General features: G+C 72.4%; 16 protein-coding genes. 11 read left to right on the forward strand and 5 right to left on the reverse strand.

Going from position 1 to position 14,378, the window contains the following annotated elements:
- Positions 1-161 precede the first annotated feature (161 nt).
- Positions 162-1,493, forward strand: a complete 1,332-nt coding sequence (gene purD / locus CFT82_RS10895) for a phosphoribosylamine--glycine ligase (RefSeq protein ID WP_088819218.1) — start codon at positions 162-164, stop codon at positions 1,491-1,493.
- Positions 1,490-2,470 (forward strand): phosphoribosylaminoimidazolesuccinocarboxamide synthase, encoded by a 981-nt coding sequence (locus CFT82_RS10900; protein ID WP_088819219.1) that lies wholly within the window; start codon positions 1,490-1,492, stop codon positions 2,468-2,470. The genes purD and CFT82_RS10900 overlap by 4 nt, the downstream gene beginning before the upstream one ends.
- Positions 2,471-2,886: 416 nt before the next feature.
- Here CFT82_RS10900 and CFT82_RS10910 read toward each other — a convergent pair whose 3' ends face one another.
- Positions 2,887-3,981 (reverse strand): hypothetical protein, encoded by a 1,095-nt coding sequence (locus tag CFT82_RS10910; RefSeq protein WP_088819221.1) that lies wholly within the window; start codon positions 3,979-3,981, stop codon positions 2,887-2,889.
- Between the two features lie 191 nt (positions 3,982-4,172).
- Entirely contained in the window at positions 4,173-4,505 is a 333-nt protein-coding gene (locus CFT82_RS10915; protein ID WP_143469626.1) for a hypothetical protein, read from the reverse strand.
- A 152-nt stretch (positions 4,506-4,657) separates the two neighbouring features.
- On the opposite strand from CFT82_RS10915, the gene CFT82_RS10920 reads away from it, so the two are divergent.
- The 8 genes from CFT82_RS10920 to CFT82_RS10955 all read left to right on the forward strand — a co-directional run bounded on the left by CFT82_RS10920 (position 4,658) and on the right by CFT82_RS10955 (position 10,542).
- Positions 4,658-4,864, forward strand: coding sequence for a ribbon-helix-helix domain-containing protein (locus CFT82_RS10920; protein ID WP_088819223.1), 207 nt, complete (start codon positions 4,658-4,660; stop codon positions 4,862-4,864).
- Between the two features lie 3 nt (positions 4,865-4,867).
- Positions 4,868-5,236, forward strand: coding sequence for a type II toxin-antitoxin system death-on-curing family toxin (locus CFT82_RS10925; protein ID WP_088819224.1), 369 nt, complete (start codon positions 4,868-4,870; stop codon positions 5,234-5,236).
- A gap of 69 nt (positions 5,237-5,305) precedes the next feature.
- The gene (locus CFT82_RS10930; RefSeq protein WP_143469627.1) at positions 5,306-5,737 is read left to right on the forward strand and encodes a hypothetical protein; all 432 of its coding nucleotides are present in this window, start codon (positions 5,306-5,308) and stop codon (positions 5,735-5,737) included.
- A gap of 413 nt (positions 5,738-6,150) precedes the next feature.
- Positions 6,151-6,528 (forward strand): hypothetical protein, encoded by a 378-nt coding sequence (locus tag CFT82_RS10935; protein ID WP_088819226.1) that lies wholly within the window; start codon positions 6,151-6,153, stop codon positions 6,526-6,528.
- A gap of 79 nt (positions 6,529-6,607) precedes the next feature.
- A complete protein-coding gene (gene purS, locus CFT82_RS10940) occupies positions 6,608-6,898 on the forward strand; it encodes a phosphoribosylformylglycinamidine synthase subunit PurS (protein ID WP_088819227.1) in 291 nt (96 codons plus the stop codon).
- On the forward strand, positions 6,895-7,563 hold the full coding sequence (gene purQ, locus CFT82_RS10945; RefSeq protein ID WP_088819228.1) for a phosphoribosylformylglycinamidine synthase subunit PurQ: 669 nt from the start codon (positions 6,895-6,897) through the stop codon (positions 7,561-7,563). The genes purS and purQ overlap by 4 nt, the downstream gene beginning before the upstream one ends.
- Positions 7,560-9,929, forward strand: a complete 2,370-nt coding sequence (gene purL / locus CFT82_RS10950; protein WP_088819229.1) for a phosphoribosylformylglycinamidine synthase subunit PurL — start codon at positions 7,560-7,562, stop codon at positions 9,927-9,929. The genes purQ and purL overlap by 4 nt, the downstream gene beginning before the upstream one ends.
- Before the next feature lie 163 nt (positions 9,930-10,092).
- Entirely contained in the window at positions 10,093-10,542 is a 450-nt protein-coding gene (locus CFT82_RS10955; RefSeq protein WP_088819230.1) for a hypothetical protein, read from the forward strand.
- A gap of 45 nt (positions 10,543-10,587) precedes the next feature.
- Here CFT82_RS10955 and CFT82_RS10960 read toward each other — a convergent pair whose 3' ends face one another.
- Complete coding sequence (locus tag CFT82_RS10960) at positions 10,588-11,838, reverse strand: pyridoxal phosphate-dependent aminotransferase (protein ID WP_088819231.1); 1,251 nt, start codon at positions 11,836-11,838, stop codon at positions 10,588-10,590.
- Positions 11,839-11,920: 82 nt separating this feature from the next.
- On the opposite strand from CFT82_RS10960, the gene CFT82_RS10965 reads away from it, so the two are divergent.
- A complete protein-coding gene (locus tag CFT82_RS10965) occupies positions 11,921-12,517 on the forward strand; it encodes a hypothetical protein (protein ID WP_143469628.1) in 597 nt (198 codons plus the stop codon).
- Between the two features lie 15 nt (positions 12,518-12,532).
- Here the strand turns inward: CFT82_RS10965 and CFT82_RS10970 are convergent, their stop codons facing one another.
- Entirely contained in the window at positions 12,533-13,261 is a 729-nt protein-coding gene (locus tag CFT82_RS10970; protein WP_088819233.1) for a spermidine synthase, read from the reverse strand.
- Complete coding sequence (locus CFT82_RS10975; protein ID WP_088819234.1) at positions 13,258-14,313, reverse strand: zinc-dependent alcohol dehydrogenase family protein; 1,056 nt, start codon at positions 14,311-14,313, stop codon at positions 13,258-13,260. The genes CFT82_RS10970 and CFT82_RS10975 overlap by 4 nt, the downstream gene beginning before the upstream one ends.
- Positions 14,314-14,378 lie beyond the last annotated feature (65 nt).

Below are 14,378 nucleotides of genomic sequence, written 5' to 3' on the forward strand. Positions count from 1 at the left end.
GGGCGGTTGACCCCCATCGAGTACGAGACCATCATGTCCACACCAGCCGACCAGGCGGCCTGACCCAACCTGTCACCTATCCTTGCAGCAGTCCCGCCCCCCCACCCCGGCCGGCTGACGAGGTCTGGGGTGGGGAGGCCCCGCCCGATAGGGTCACGCCCGTGAAGATCCTCGTCATCGGCACCGGCGGCCGCGAGCACGGCATCCTCGAGGCCCTGCGCCGCACCCAGAACCCTGACCATCCGCTGGAGCTCTTCGCCGCCCCCGGCAACCCGGGCATGGCCCGGCTCGCCGAGTGCCGCGCGGTCGACGCGGGAAACCCCGCCGCCGTGGTGGCGCTCGCCCGGGAGCTGGGCGCCGAGCTCGTCGTGGTCGGCCCGGAGGCCCCGCTCGTGGCCGGGGTGGCCGACGCCCTGCGCGAGGCCGGCATCCCGACGGTGGGCCCGGACCGGGCCGCCGCCCGCCTCGAGGGCTCGAAGTCCTTCGCCAAGGAGGTCATGGAGGCTGCGGGCGTGCCCACCGCCGGCGCACGCGTCTGCACCGACGCGGCCGAGACCGCCGCCGCCCTGGACGCCTTCGCCACCGACGCCGCTGGACGGGCGGTCCCGTGGGTGGTCAAGGCCGACGGCCTGGCCGGCGGCAAGGGCGTGGTCGTCACCACCGACCGGGCCGAGGCCGAGCAGCACGCCGCCGCCTGCATCGCCGCGGAGGGCCACGTCGTCCTCGAGGAGTACCTCGACGGCCCCGAGGCGAGCGTCTTCTGCCTCCTCGACGGCACCACCGCCCTGGCCCTCCCGGCCGCCCAGGACTTCAAGCGCGCCGGGGACGGCGACGCCGGCCCCAACACCGGAGGCATGGGGGCCTACAGCCCGCTGGAGTGGGCGCCGGAGGGGCTGGAGGACGAGGTGGTCCGCACCATCGCCGAGCCGGTGGCCCGGGAGATGGCGCGGCGCGGCACGCCCTTCGTCGGCGTGCTCTACGTGGGGCTGGCGCTGACGGCCGCCGGCCCCCGCGTCGTCGAGTTCAACGTGCGCTTCGGCGACCCGGACTCGCAGGCCGTGCTCGCCCGCCTCGACTCCTCGCTGGCCGACCTGCTGCTGGCCACCGCCACCGGCAGCCTGACGGAGGCGGAGCCGCCCACCTTCGCCGACGAGGCCTCCTGCGTGGTCGTGCTGGCCGCCGACGGGTACCCCGCCGCGCCGGTGAAGGGCGGTGCGCTGACCGGTCTCGCCGAGGCCGAGGCCCGTGGCGCCGTCGTGCTGCACGCCGGCACGCAGGTGCAGGACGTCTCCGGGGACCCGGCCGGACAGGGGGCTCGCACCCCGCAGCTCGTGGCCAGCGGCGGGCGCGTCCTGAACATCGTGGCCCGCGGCGCCGACCTCACCCACGCCCGCGAGGCCGCCTACGCCGCGCTGACCCTCATCGACCTGCCCGGAGGGTGGGCTCGCACCGATATCGCCGCCGACGCCGCGGCCGGAAGGATCACCCTGTGAGCACCGAGCCCGTCTTCGCCCACGACCTGCCCGGGTACGAGCTGGTCCACGCCGGCAAGGTGCGCGAGCTGTACGCGCCCGGCCCCGAGGCCGCCCTGCCCGAGGGCTGGGCGGCCGAGGACCTGCTGCTCATGGTCGCCAGCGACCGCATCAGCGCCTACGACCACATCCTCTCCACGCCGATCCCGGACAAGGGCGAGGTGCTCACCCGGATGAGCCTGTGGTGGTTCGACCAGCTCGCCGACCTGGCCCCGCACCACGTCGTGGCCACCGAGACGCCCTGCGTGCCGGAGGCCGTCGCCGGGCGGGCGGTGCTCGTGAAGAAGCTGCGGATGCTGCCGGTGGAGTGCGTGGCCCGGGCCCACCTCACCGGGGGCGGACTCGGGGAGTACCAGCAGTCCGGCACGGTCTCCGGCCTCCGGCTCCCCGCGGGGCTGGTGGACGGCTCCGAGCTGCCCGACCCGCTGTTCACCCCGTCCACGAAGGCGCCGGCCGGTGAGCACGACGAGCCGATCAGCTACGAGCAGGTGCGCACCCTCATCGGGCACCCGCTGGCCCGGGCGGCCCGCAACCTCACCGTGGAGATCCTGCGCCGCGGCCACGAGATCGCGGCCGAGCGCGGCATCATCGTGGCCGACACGAAGGTGGAGTTCGGGCTGGAGGGCGTGGACGCCGAGCGTGAGCTGCGCACGGTCACCGAGGAGGAGATCGCCTCCGGTGCGGTGCGGATCGTGCTGGCCGATGAGGTGCTCACCCCGGACTCCTCGCGCTTCTGGCCGGCCGAGGGCTTCGCGCCGGGCCGGCAGCAGCCGAGCTTCGACAAGCAGTACGTGCGCGACTGGCTGACCTCGGAGGCCTCGGGCTGGGACAAGAACTCCGACACCCCGCCCCCGGCCCTGCCCGACGAGGTCGTGGCCGGGACGCGCGCCAAGTACGTGGAGGCCTTCGAGCGGCTGACGGGGGAGTCCTTCCGCTGAGCCGGGGCGGTTGCGACGCAGAGGGGGCACGCACCTCATGTGCGTGCCCCCTCTGCGGTGCCGGTGTCGTGGTCGCCGTCAGGCGGTAGTGACCGCGCGGTCTCGGGTCATGCCCCAGAGATGACCCGCGATGAACCCCGCAAGCAGGAGCGCGGGAGTCACCCACCAGGCTCCGGTCAGGGGTAGGAAGAGCGCGATCACCGTGGCGACCAGCAACCCGAGCGACGTGGGGCCGATGCGGTCGGCCCAGCTCCGCGGGCTCCCCTCGGGGCGACGTGCGGTGACAGGTAGCCCCACTGCTCGCCCGGCAACCACGGCCCAGCCGAGAAGGACCAATGCGGCTACCCAGTGGGTGGGCTCGTGTGTGAGGGTCAGGTGGGTTGAGATGCTCATGGGTTGAGAACTCCGAGTCTTCGTCAGGTCAGTTCACGGATGATGGAGCCGCAGCTCCCGAAACCCATGAAGTCCCAGATGTTGTCCCCCATGAAGGAGATGATCTGGTCCGCTGCCTGCTGTTGCGTGGCGGTGAGAGCAAGGCCCCCGAGGGGGATGTACTTCCCGGCGGACGAGTTCTTCACGCGCTGGCCCAGTCGCTTGGCGACTGCCTTGACTGCATCCCGGTATCCACCAACCTTCTGGACAGCGGCCCTCACCTTGGAGGAGCGCTCGGCGACAGTCTTCAAACGCTTTGCGATGTTGTAGACCTTGACTGCGGCCAGGGGTGCAAACGCGATGCCGGCGATCTCGGTGGCGCACATGCCCCCAGTGGAAGTCCACCACCACCACGAGGGGTCGGCCACCACGGGGAAGGCAGCGTCCGTTGTGTCCACGACCTGGCGGATTGACTCACCCTCGACCACGTAGTGGGTGGGAAGCTGCTGTCCGTTGGCGTCAACCGCCCATGGCGTGTCAACAGTGGCCTGTGGGGTGCCCGTCGAATCGATCAGGTGGAGCCCCCCGTCGGCTGCGGTCTCCCATGTGTGACCGGCGGGCAGCTGGAAGTCGAACACCAGCTCCTCGTCAGGGGAGTTGAGGATTCCCATGGCCTGCGCTCGCCCCGTGGTCGTCAGCTGGGTGACGATCGTGGGGCGTCCAGGGGTCTCAGCGATCACGGCGCCGCCTTCCTGGTGCGTGACCGCGTTGTCGGGGAGTTCCAGGACCATCGAGTGCTCGAGGTCGGACGACATGTACTCGATGTCGTTCGGGTCGTCACCATCCGCGGGGGAGGGCATCGCCATGATGGCGCCGCGTCCGTTGACGAGCTCGTCTCGATCCCCCCACACGGTGGTGCTGGTGGGGGCGACCTGCTGTGTTTCCAGGACGGGGTGGTCCCCGGCGAGGCTCTGAATGGCGTTTGCTGCGTCACTCTCCCTGGACAGCTCGACGATCTGCTGGGTGGTCGCGGGGGCTTCGCCATGAGGCGTGGCGGCCTCCGTGGGTGCCGTCAGTGCGAGGGTGCATGCGGCGGCGACGGCAGCGCTGAAGAGCGTCCGCCGCTTCGTGGTGTTCACATCGTGCTCCTGAATGTCACCTCCCGGCGTGTGGCCGGGGGGGGTGAGTCCCCTCCGGGGCGGAACGCTACGAGGTTCGGATGCTCGGGGATCTCATCCCGTAGGGGGAGAGTCTGGCACCCGCGCCAAGTACGTGGAGGCCTTCGAGTGGCTGACGGAAGGGGATCCTTCCCCTCATCCGTGGACCGCGGTCAGTCTGCCTGGGCGGTGCGGCGCCGCGCGACGATCCACCCGATGGCGATGCCGGCCAAGATGGGCAGCAGACTCACGAACAGGATCTGGTCCTGACGGTCGTCGAGGCTGGGCCACACCCGTGCGGCGGTCCCGGACGCGATACCGAGGACCGTGAGGATGCCGAGGTGCCGGCCCCAGAAGCCTCGTGGGGCCCCCGGTCGTCTCCCCAGCACCTCGCCGATCGCCAGGCCGGTGCCCAGAAGCAGCAGGACGGCGCAGGCGGAGAGCAGGTGGTGCCACCCGGGGACGTCTGCGAGATGCGGGGTGAGGTCGTTGGAGAGAGGCGGCACGGTGGGGATCTCCTTCTGCACGTGGGGTGGTCAACAGGCTTCGCCGGAGACGGTAGGTGCTGGACCTCCTTGGCGGCCTCCTCCCGGGGACTCGCTGCCTGTGCACACATGGGCCTCTTGTCCGCACGATACCGCCGCGGTATCATCGAGTTATGGCCATGACACTGCGTACCGATGCTGAGCTGGATGCCGCCCTCACCGAGCTGGCGGAGGCGGAGGGGCGTTCCCGGCAGGAGGTGGTGCGCCTCGCCATTCTCGACCGCGCCGCGCGGCACCGCTCCGGCAACCAGGTCGCCGAGTCCGTCGAGCGGCTCCGCTCGGAGTGGCGTGAGGTCCTCGACCGCCTCGGGTCGGTGTGACCTGTGGAGCTGACCGTCGATCACCTTCTCCAGATCGTCGAGGCCGAGGGCATCGGTCCGGTCCGGGACGTCGGGCTGCTCAGCTCCGCCGCCCAGCGGCCATGGGTCACCGTCTTCGGGAAGCCTGCCTACCCCCGCCTGGCCGATCAGGCGGCCGCGCTCCTGCACTCGATCGCCACGCACCACCCGCTCGTGGACGGGAACAAGCGGCTGGCCCTGCTGGCGGCCCTCGTCTTCCTCGACGTGAACGGTGCTCGCATCACCCTGGACCCCGACGAGACCTTCCAGCTCGTGATGGACGTCGCGTCCGGTGAACTGACCGAGGTGCAGGCCATCGCGGACCGGATGCGCGTCGCGCCCCTCCCGCACTGATTCTGCGGCGTCGCTCGGGGCTCCGTCCGTGCTTGACTGGACCCACCAACCAACGAGCGGGGGACGGGCATGCGACGAGTCACGAGCGGGATCGGGGCGGTGGCAGTGCTGACGCTGGTGGCGGGGTGCGAGCTGCCGGGAGGCCTCGGGCTGTCGAGCGGCTCCGCTGTCTTCGAGGACGGGATGGCGGTCTACGTGGATCCCCCGTCCGAGGCGGAGGGTGAGCCGCGGATCATCGCCGAGCTGACCTGGGACGACACCGAGGAGTGCTGGTACACGGTGCAGGACGGGACCACCAAGGAGACCACGGTCTTCCTCGAGGGCACCACGAGCACCCCGGGCTCGCACATCACCCTGCCCGACGGCACGGAGGTCCAGCCTGGGGAGGAGCTCATTGTGGGCGGCACCGGCTGGACCCCGGACGAGGGCCACGGGTTCACGCCCGACCGGCGCTGCGGAGACCGCCCGTTCCACTTCTCCCAGAGCACCGGCCCCGCCTGACCCAGGAGCGGCCGGCCCGTGTGACGTTCTGGCCGCCTCCCAGGTTGTCGTGTGGCGTTCTGGTCGCTGGCGGCTGCTCCCGTGTGGCGCGGTGGTCGCTGGCTGCTGCTCCCGTGTGGCGTTCTGGCTACCAGGGCGGCCACTTCGCCACACGCGCGCAAGTTGCGCGGCCACGCCGCCACACGCGGTGCGGGTTGCGCGGCCGAAACGCCACATGCCTGCCGTTGTGGGGGCGTGCCGTGTGGCGTTCTGGCTGTTGAGGCGGCCATCTCGTCGCACGCCAGGTGCTGCCCGGGGCGTGGCGTGTGGCGTTCTGGCTACTAGGACGGCCACCTCGCCACACGCGCGCGGGCTGCGCGGCCGGAACGCGGCACGTCGCCACCCGCCAGCCCGCACGTCGCTAGCCTGCGGGCATGGAGGTCTCGCTGCTCTTCCTCCCGGTGCTCGGGCCGGCCGTCGTGGTGCTGGTCTGCGAGCTCGTGGCCTGGCTGCGGGGGCCGGCTCCCGTGGGCCGGGCCTGGATCGCCCCCGTGGCCTGGGTGCTCTGTGGCCTCATGGGCTTCCTGTCCGCCGCGCTGGTGATCGCCGGGTTCGTGGACACCCAGGGTGACCACAAGAACTCAGGGCTGCTCGCCCTCCTCATCTTCTGGCCCACCGCGCCTGCCGCGCTGGCCACCGCCTGGCTGTGGGGGCGGCTGGCCGCCCGGCGCCGGTGGGTGTTCGCCGTCGGGGCACTGCTGCTGAGCGTCCTCGTGCTGCTCCCCGTGGTCTGGGTGCTGAACGCCACCTGACCCAGCGGGCCAGTAAACTCCGCCCTGCACGCGGGCACGCGATCGCGCCGCCCACCGCCACGGACCCCCAGGAGTGCCCATGGGCCACGTCATCGTCGACGTCATGCCGAAGCCGGAGATCCTCGACCCCCAGGGCAAGGCCATCGCCGGCGCCCTGCCCAAGCTGGGCATCGAGGGCTTCACCGAGGTGCGACAGGGCAAGCGCTTCGTGCTCGCCGTGGAGGGCGAGGTCACCGACGCCGCCCTCGCCAGCGCGCGCCAGGCCGCCGAGACCCTGCTGAGCAACCCGGTCATCGAGGACGTCGTGAGCGTCCGCGAGGCCAGTGCCGCCGAGCTCGAGGCCGACCAGGTGCAGGGGGCGTCGGCGTGAAGGTCGGCGTCGTCACCTTCCCCGGCTCCCTCGACGACCGCGACGCCGCCCGCGCCATCCGCGTGGCCGGCAGCGAGGCCGTCGCCCTCTGGCACGGCGACTCCGACCTCGCCGGGGTCGACGCCGTCGTCCTCCCCGGCGGCTTCTCCTACGGCGACTACCTGCGCTGCGGCGCCATCGCCCGCTTCGCCCCGATGATGCAGCGCGTCGTCGACGCCGCGAACGGTGGGATGCCGGTCCTGGGCATCTGCAACGGCTTCCAGGTGCTCTGCGAGTCCCACCTGCTGCCCGGCGCGCTGATCCGCAACGACCACCAGAAGTTCGTCTGCCGCGACCAGCGTCTGCGCATCGAGAACGCCTCCACCGCCTGGACCCACCAGTACGAGGAGGGCCAGGAGATCACCATCGTCCTGAAGAACGGCGAGGGCGGGTACGTCGCCGACGAGAAGACCCTCGACATGCTCGAGGGCGAGGGACGCGTCGTGGCCCGCTACCTGGACGTCAACCCGAACGGCTCGATGCGCGACATCGCCGGCATCACCAACGAGCGCGGGAACGTGGTCGGCCTCATGCCCCACCCCGAGCACTGCGTCGAGGAGGGCTACGGCCCCACCACCGACGGTCTGCCCTTCTTCACCTCCGTCCTGCGGGAGATGGTCCGATGAGCACTCAGCCCGAGAACACCCCGGCCGACGTGAACGCCGCCCTCGACACCGTCGAGCAGGCCGCGTCCACGCCCGAGACGGACCAGCCCTTCGCCGAGCTCGGTCTGACCGCCGACGAGTACGAGCGCATCCGCGAGATCCTCGGCCGCCGCCCCACCAACGCCGAGCTCGCCATGTACTCGGTGATGTGGTCCGAGCACTGCTCGTACAAGTCCTCCAAGGTCCACCTGCGCCAGTTCGGCGAGAAGCAGACCGACGAGATGCGCGAGCACCTGCTGGTCGGCATCGGCGAGAACGCCGGCGTGGTCGACATCGGCGACGACTGGGCGGTGACCTTCAAGGTCGAGTCCCACAACCACCCCTCCTTCGTGGAGCCCTACCAGGGCGCCGCGACCGGTGTCGGCGGCATCGTCCGCGACATCATCTCGATGGGCGCCCGCCCGATCGCCGTCATGGACGCCCTGCGCTTCGGCGACCCCGAGCACCCGGACACCCTGCGTGTCCTGCCGGGCGTGGTGGCCGGCATCAGCGGTTACGGCAACTCCCTGGGCCTGCCGAACATCGGCGGCGAGACCCGCTTCGACGCGGTGTACCAGGGCAACCCGCTGGTCAACGCCCTGTGCGTCGGCGCCCTGAAGAAGGACGACATCCACCTGGCCAACGCCTCCGGCGTGGGCAACAAGGTCGTCCTCTTCGGCGCCCGCACCGGTGGCGACGGCATCGGTGGCGCCTCCGTGCTGGCCTCCGGCTCCTTCGAGGACGGCGGCCCCTCCAAGCGCCCCAGCGTGCAGGTCGGTGACCCCTTCAGCGAGAAGGTGCTCATCGAGTGCTGCCTGGAGCTCTACCGCGAGGGCCTCGTGGAGGGCATCCAGGACCTCGGCGCCGCGGGCATCTCCTGCGCCACCTCCGAGCTGGCCTCCAATGGTGACGGCGGCATGCACATCGAGCTGACCAGCGTGCTGCTGCGCGACCAGACCCTGAATGCCGGCGAGATCCTCATGTCGGAGTCGCAGGAGCGGATGATGGCCGTGGTCACGCCGCAGAACGCGGAGGCCTTCGAGGCCGTCATGGCCCGCTACGAGGTCGAGCACTCGTGGCTCGGCGAGGTCACCGACACCGGGCGCCTGGTCATCGACTGGGACGGCCACACCATCGTCGACGTGGACCCGCGCACCGTGGCCCACGACGGCCCGGTCTACGAGCGTCCCTACGCCCGCCCGGAGTGGCTCGACGCGGTGCAGGCCGACACCGTCACGGCGGCCGGTCTGGCCCGCCCGCAGACGGCCGAGGACCTGCGCGGCGAGCTGCTGGACCTGCTCGCCAGCCCGAACCTGGCCGATGTCTCCTGGATCACCGACCAGTACGACCGCTACGTCCAGGGGAACACGGCCGCCGCCATGCCCGACGACGCCGGCGTGGTGCGCGTGGACGAGGAGACCGGCCGCGGCGTGGCCCTGAGCACCGACTGCAACAACCGGTTCAGCTACCTGGACCCCTACGCCGGGGCGCAGCACAGCCTGGCCGAGGCCTTCCGCAACGTGGCCTCCGCCGGTGCCGCCCCGCGGGCCGTCTCGGACTGCCTGAACTTCGGCTCCCCGGAGGAGCCGGGCACCATGTGGCAGTTCGCCGAGGCCATCCGGGGCCTGGCCGACGGCTGCGTGGAGCTCGGCATCCCGGTGACCGGCGGCAATGTCTCGCTGTACAACTCCACCGGTGACACGGCGATCCACCCGACCCCGCTGGTGGCGGTGCTCGGCGTGCTGGACGACGTGGCCCGCCGCATCCCCACCGCCTGGCGGGCCGAGGGCCTGGACCTGCTGCTGGCCGGCACCACCGGGGACGAGCTCGACGGCTCCGCCTGGGCCGGCCTGCACGGCCACCTCGGCGGCACCCCGCCGCAGGTGGACCTGGCCGCCGAGCGCCGGCTCGCCGAGGTCCTCGTGGCCGCTGCCGCGCAGGGGCTCGTGGCCGGCTCGCACGATCTGGCCGAGGGTGGCCTGGCCGCCGCCCTGGCTGAGGGCGTGGAGCGGTACGGCGTCGGTGCGCAGGTGGACCTGGGCGCCCTCGTCGGTGACGACCTGGACGCCACCGCGGCGCTCTTCTCCGAGTCGGGGGCGCGCGTGCTCCTGGCCGTCGAGCCGGGGCAGCGCGCGGCGCTGGAGGCCCTGCTCGCCGAGCACGAGGTGCCGGTGACCGCTCTCGGCACCACCGGTGGCGACGCGCTGCGCCTCACCACCGGTGGAGGGGAGGTCGCGCTGACCGTCGCCGAGATCACCGCGGCGCGGGGCACCACCTTCGCCGAGCTCCTGGGTGGCGGGGGCGAGGCCGTGGCCGAGGCGGAGATCGCCGAGGCGCACGGCCACTGAGAGCACTGCACGGAGCCCCGTCCCTCCCGCTGGGGGCGGGGCTCCGTCGTGCCCGGCGCTGCTGCCGGGCTCCCGGCGGGGATGGGGACCCTCGCGGGCTCGTCCTGCGGCGCCCCCGGGTGTCGGTGTCCCTCCGTGCGCACGGATCCAGCACACTGTCCCCATGGACTCCGACGTCGACCTCTTCGCCCTCCCCGCCGGCATCGACAGCAGTGACATCACCGTCGCCCTCATCATCTGGGTGATCTCCTTCATGGTGACCGCCCTGCCCAGCCCGAGCGGTGGCAAGGGCCTGAAGGCGCTCGGCAGTGCCGTGAGCATGCTCGTGACCATCGCCTTCGTCGCCTGCGTCGTGTGGGCCGGCTGGACCCTCGTGCAGAGCGTGACGGACGGTTCGCGCCTCGGTGCGGCGGAGGGCAGCGCGGGCCCGTGGCACACGGTCCAGGAGGCGGTCATGCGGGCCGCCCTGATCTTCCCCGCCCTCTTCATCGGCGCCCTGTGGCGGCAGACGGAGCGCTGGCTGGCGCTGGCGGGCCTGCTGGTGGCCGCCGGCGTCGTCGCCTGGCTGCAGCTGCCCTTCTTCGCCGACCAGCTCGCCGCCTGGCTGCGCTGAGCCGTCCGACGCTGGACCCCGGTCACGGATCCCCGTGGCCGGGGTTCAGTGCTGTCGGTAGCTGCTCAGGAAGTTGCCCATCCGCTCCACCGCCACCGAGAGGTCGTCCGGGTGGGGGAGGGTCACCACCCGGAAGTGGTCGCTGGTGGGCAGGTTGAAGCCCGAGCCGTGGGTGATGAGGATCCGTTCGCTGCGCAGCAGGTCGAGGGCGAACTGCTGGTCGTCCCGGATCTCGTGCACCTCCGGGTCGAGCCGGGGGAAGGCGTAGAGGGCCCCGGTGGGCTTCACGCAGCTCACCCCGTCGATGGCGTTCAGGCCCTCCCAGGCCACGTCCCGGCTGCGGGTGAGCCGGCCCATCGGCAGCAGCAGGTCGTCGATGGACTGCCGCCCGCCCAGGGCTGCCTGGATGGCCTGCTGGCCGGGCACGTTGGCGCACAGCCGGGTGGAGGTGAGCAGCTCGACGCCCTCGAGGAAGCCGGTGGCGTGCTCCCGCGGCCCGGTGATGACCATCCACGCCGAGCGGAAGCCCGCCACCCGGTAGGTCTTGCTCAGCCCGTTGAGGGTGATGCACAGCAGGTCCGGGGCGAGGGTGGCCAGGTTGGTGGCCACCACGCCGTCGTAGGTGATGCGGTCGTAGATCTCGTCGGCCAGGAGCATCAGCCCGTGGCGGCGGGCCACGTCGGTGATCGCCCGGAGGGTGTCCTCGCTGTAGACGGCCCCGGTGGGGTTGTTCGGGTTGATGACGACGATCGCCTTCGTGCGCTCGGTGACCTTGGACTCCAGGTCCTCGACGTCCGGGTTCCAGCCGTCCTCCTCGGCGCAGCGGTAGTGCACCGGGCGGCCGCCGGAGAGGGAGGTGGCGGCGGTCCACAGCGGGTAGTCCGGGGCCGGGATGAGCACCTCGTCCCCGTCGTCGAGCAGAGCGTTGAGCAGCAGCATGATGAGCTCGGAGACGCCGTTGCCGAGGTACACGTCGTCGACATCGGCCTCCGGGAATCCCTCGATGTCCTCGTAGCGGTCCACCACCGCCCGCCGGGCCGAGAGGATCCCCTTGGACTCGGAGTAGCCGTGGGAGTCCGGCAGGGTGGCGATCATGTCGCGCAGGATGTCGCTGGGCGGCGGGAAGTCGAAGGGGGCCGGGTTGCCGATGTTCAGCTTGAGGATGCGCTCCCCGGTGGCCTCCATGCGCTGTGCCTCGGCGTTGACCGGCCCGCGGATCTCGTAGAGTACGTCGGCGAGCTTGCTGCTCTGGGGCAGCGAACGGGGAGCAGCGCGGAGCGGTCGCGGGTCGGTCATCCGACCATCGTGCCACGGTGCGGCTCGCTTTCCCGTCCCTGGGGTGAGGCCCCGGGCCGCTCAGGGGGCCGATGCTGGGCGCATGAGGACACGGACCGGAGTGATGGTGGCGGCCGCCGTGGCGGCCGCCGTGGTGACGGGGTGCGAGGAGGGCGGTCTGCCGGGAACGGGGGAACCGGAGGTGTGTGCGATCCCGCCGAACGACCCCTGGGCCGGGCTGGTGCGGGACCAGGTGCAGGCGCTCTCCGTGGGGCCGATGTTCTCGCCGACCGAGGCGGCCGGGTTCGACGGGATCGCCGTGGTGGAGCTGGACGGCTCCGTCGAGGTGCGGGACTCCACGGCCGTGCTGGACGCCACGGTGGTGGAGGCGGTACGGGGAGTCCGGGAGGACGATCGGGTCACCCTGCGCTACGACGACCTGGGCGCCACCGGCGACGAGATCTCGCGCGTCCTGCCCGACGGCCCGGTCCTGGTCTTCTGGGACGAGCACGAGGGCCTGCGCCGAGTGCCGCACGACGGGCTCTGGTACGAGGTGCCGATCATGGGGTGCGACGAGCCGGTCGGTGCCCGGCTGAGCAACCCGGTCCACGACCTGGGCAGCCCCGAGGGATGGGGCCCGGTCGCCACCCTGCCCGACCTGGTCGCCCGGCTCGAGGGAGGCCCGGCCACCTCCGGCTGAGGCCGCCCCAACGGCTCAGATCGTCCGGACGTCGGTGGGGAAGGCCATGCGGACCGTGCGGGCGCGAAGGGCCCCCACCCAGTCCCGTGCGGCCCCGTCCGGGCCGGCCACGAGGACCACGTTGCCGGGCTGCTTGCCCCGCATCACCTCCCGGGTGGCCACCATCACGAGGGGGCCGCTCCAGCCCGCCTCGGCCCAGGCGCGCGCCAGCCGACGGGCCCGCGCGAGGCCGGGCGTGTCCGCGAGGTTCATCGTGAGCACGCCCCCGCCGCGCACCACGCGCCGGCAGTCGGCCGCGAAGTCCGGGGTGAGCAGGTCGGCGGGCACCTCCCCGTCGTCGAAGGCGTCGACGACGACGGCATCGGCGCTGGCGTCCTTGAGGCCCCGCACCCCGGTCAGCCCGTCCTGCGGCCGCACCCGGATCCGGTGGCCGCGGGGCAGCGGCAGCTCGGCGCGGACCCGCTCGGTGAGCTCGGCGTCGGGCTCCAGGACGATCTGCGGCGAGCCGGGACGGGTGTGCTGCACCCAGCGGGCCATGGTCAGCCCGGCGCCGCCGACGTGCGTGACGCCCAGCCGTTCGGGGGCAGGGTGCGCGGCGAGGGTGTCCAGCACCATCGCCAGGTGCTGCACGTACGGGAACTCCAGGTGCTCCGGGTCGTCGAGGTCCACGAAGGACTGGGGCCGCCCGTCGCGCAGGACCACGGTGCCGCCCCGCTCGCCCGGCTCCAGGGCGAGGCGGCTCACGGGCGCAGCATCACCTTGATGGCCCGACGCTCGTCCATGGCTCGGTAGCCCTCGGAGACGTCCGCCAGCGGCATCACGGCATCGAAGACCCGGCCCGGCTCGATCTGGCCGGCGAGCACCTTGTCGCGCAGCATCTCCGCATACGCCCGGGCCGGGGCCACGCCGCCGGCGACGTTGAGATTGCGGCGGAACATCAGCTCGACCGGCAGCTCCACGCCGTGGGGCACCCCCACGTAGCCGACCGTGCCGCCGGGCCGGGTGGAGCGCAGCGCCTGCACCATCGACTCACCGGTACCCACGCACTCCAGCACCCGGTCGGCGCCCTGACCGGCGGTCAGCTCGCGCACAGCCGCCACGCCCTCGTCACCACGGGCCTCCACGATGTCGGTCGCACCGAACTCGCGCGCCACCCCCTGCCGGGCCTCGTAGCGTGACATGGCGATGATCCGCTCGGCGCCGAGCTCGCGGGCGGCCAGCACGGCGCTCAGGCCGACCGCACCGTCACCGACGACGGCGACGGTCATGCCCGGCTCCACCCCGGCCCGGGAGGCGGCGTGCCAGCCGGTGGCCACCACGTCCGAGCAGGTCAGCAGCGAGGCGAGCAGTCGCTCGTCGACCGAGTCGTCGACGCCGTCGACCGGCACCAGCGTGCCGTCGGCCTGCGGGACGCGCACCGCCTCGCCCTGGCCGCCGTCCACGGGGTGGCCCTCGCGGTCGTCCCCGCCCCAGCCGCCACCGCGCTCGCAGGAGGTCTGGAAGCCCGACCGGCAGGGGAGGCAGTCGCCGCAGGACCAGACGAAGGGGGCGATGACGAACTGCCCGGGCCGGACGTCGCGGACCTCGCTGCCGGTCTCCTCCACGATGCCGACGAACTCGTGCCCGATGCGACGCGGCTCGTTCACCTCGTTCGCGCCCCGGTAGGGCCACAGGTCGGAGCCGCACACGCAGCTGGCGACGACGCGCACCACGGCGTCGGTGGGGGCGACGACCTGCGGGTCGGGCACCTCCTCGAGGCGGACGTCTCCGGGGGCATGGATCACGGTGGCCTTCATACATGCGATCCTGTCACGCGACATGTACCCCGGGCAGCCGGGACCTGCTGGCCCGCCGGGGGTCG

Origin of the sequence: Kytococcus aerolatus, from assembly GCF_900187395.1 — a bacterium.
Classification (GTDB): domain Bacteria; phylum Actinomycetota; class Actinomycetes; order Actinomycetales; family Dermatophilaceae; genus Kytococcus; species Kytococcus aerolatus.

Bases quoted from the DNA above. Each gene is read 5' to 3' on its own strand.
- CFT82_RS10920 (WP_088819223.1), top strand. From the start codon at position 4,658: ATGGCCATGACACTGCGTACCGATGCTGAGCTGGATGCCGCCCTCACC.
- CFT82_RS10930 (WP_143469627.1), top strand. From the start codon at position 5,306: ATGCGACGAGTCACGAGCGGGATCGGGGCGGTGGCAGTGCTGACGCTG.
- CFT82_RS10935 (WP_088819226.1), top strand. From the start codon at position 6,151: ATGGAGGTCTCGCTGCTCTTCCTCCCGGTGCTCGGGCCGGCCGTCGTG.
- purS (WP_088819227.1), top strand. From the start codon at position 6,608: ATGGGCCACGTCATCGTCGACGTCATGCCGAAGCCGGAGATCCTCGAC.
- purL (WP_088819229.1), top strand. From the start codon at position 7,560: ATGAGCACTCAGCCCGAGAACACCCCGGCCGACGTGAACGCCGCCCTC.
- CFT82_RS10955 (WP_088819230.1), top strand. From the start codon at position 10,093: ATGGACTCCGACGTCGACCTCTTCGCCCTCCCCGCCGGCATCGACAGC.
- CFT82_RS10960 (WP_088819231.1), bottom strand. From the start codon at position 11,838: ATGACCGACCCGCGACCGCTCCGCGCTGCTCCCCGTTCGCTGCCCCAG.
- CFT82_RS10965 (WP_143469628.1), top strand. From the start codon at position 11,921: ATGAGGACACGGACCGGAGTGATGGTGGCGGCCGCCGTGGCGGCCGCC.
- CFT82_RS10975 (WP_088819234.1), bottom strand. From the start codon at position 14,313: ATGAAGGCCACCGTGATCCATGCCCCCGGAGACGTCCGCCTCGAGGAG.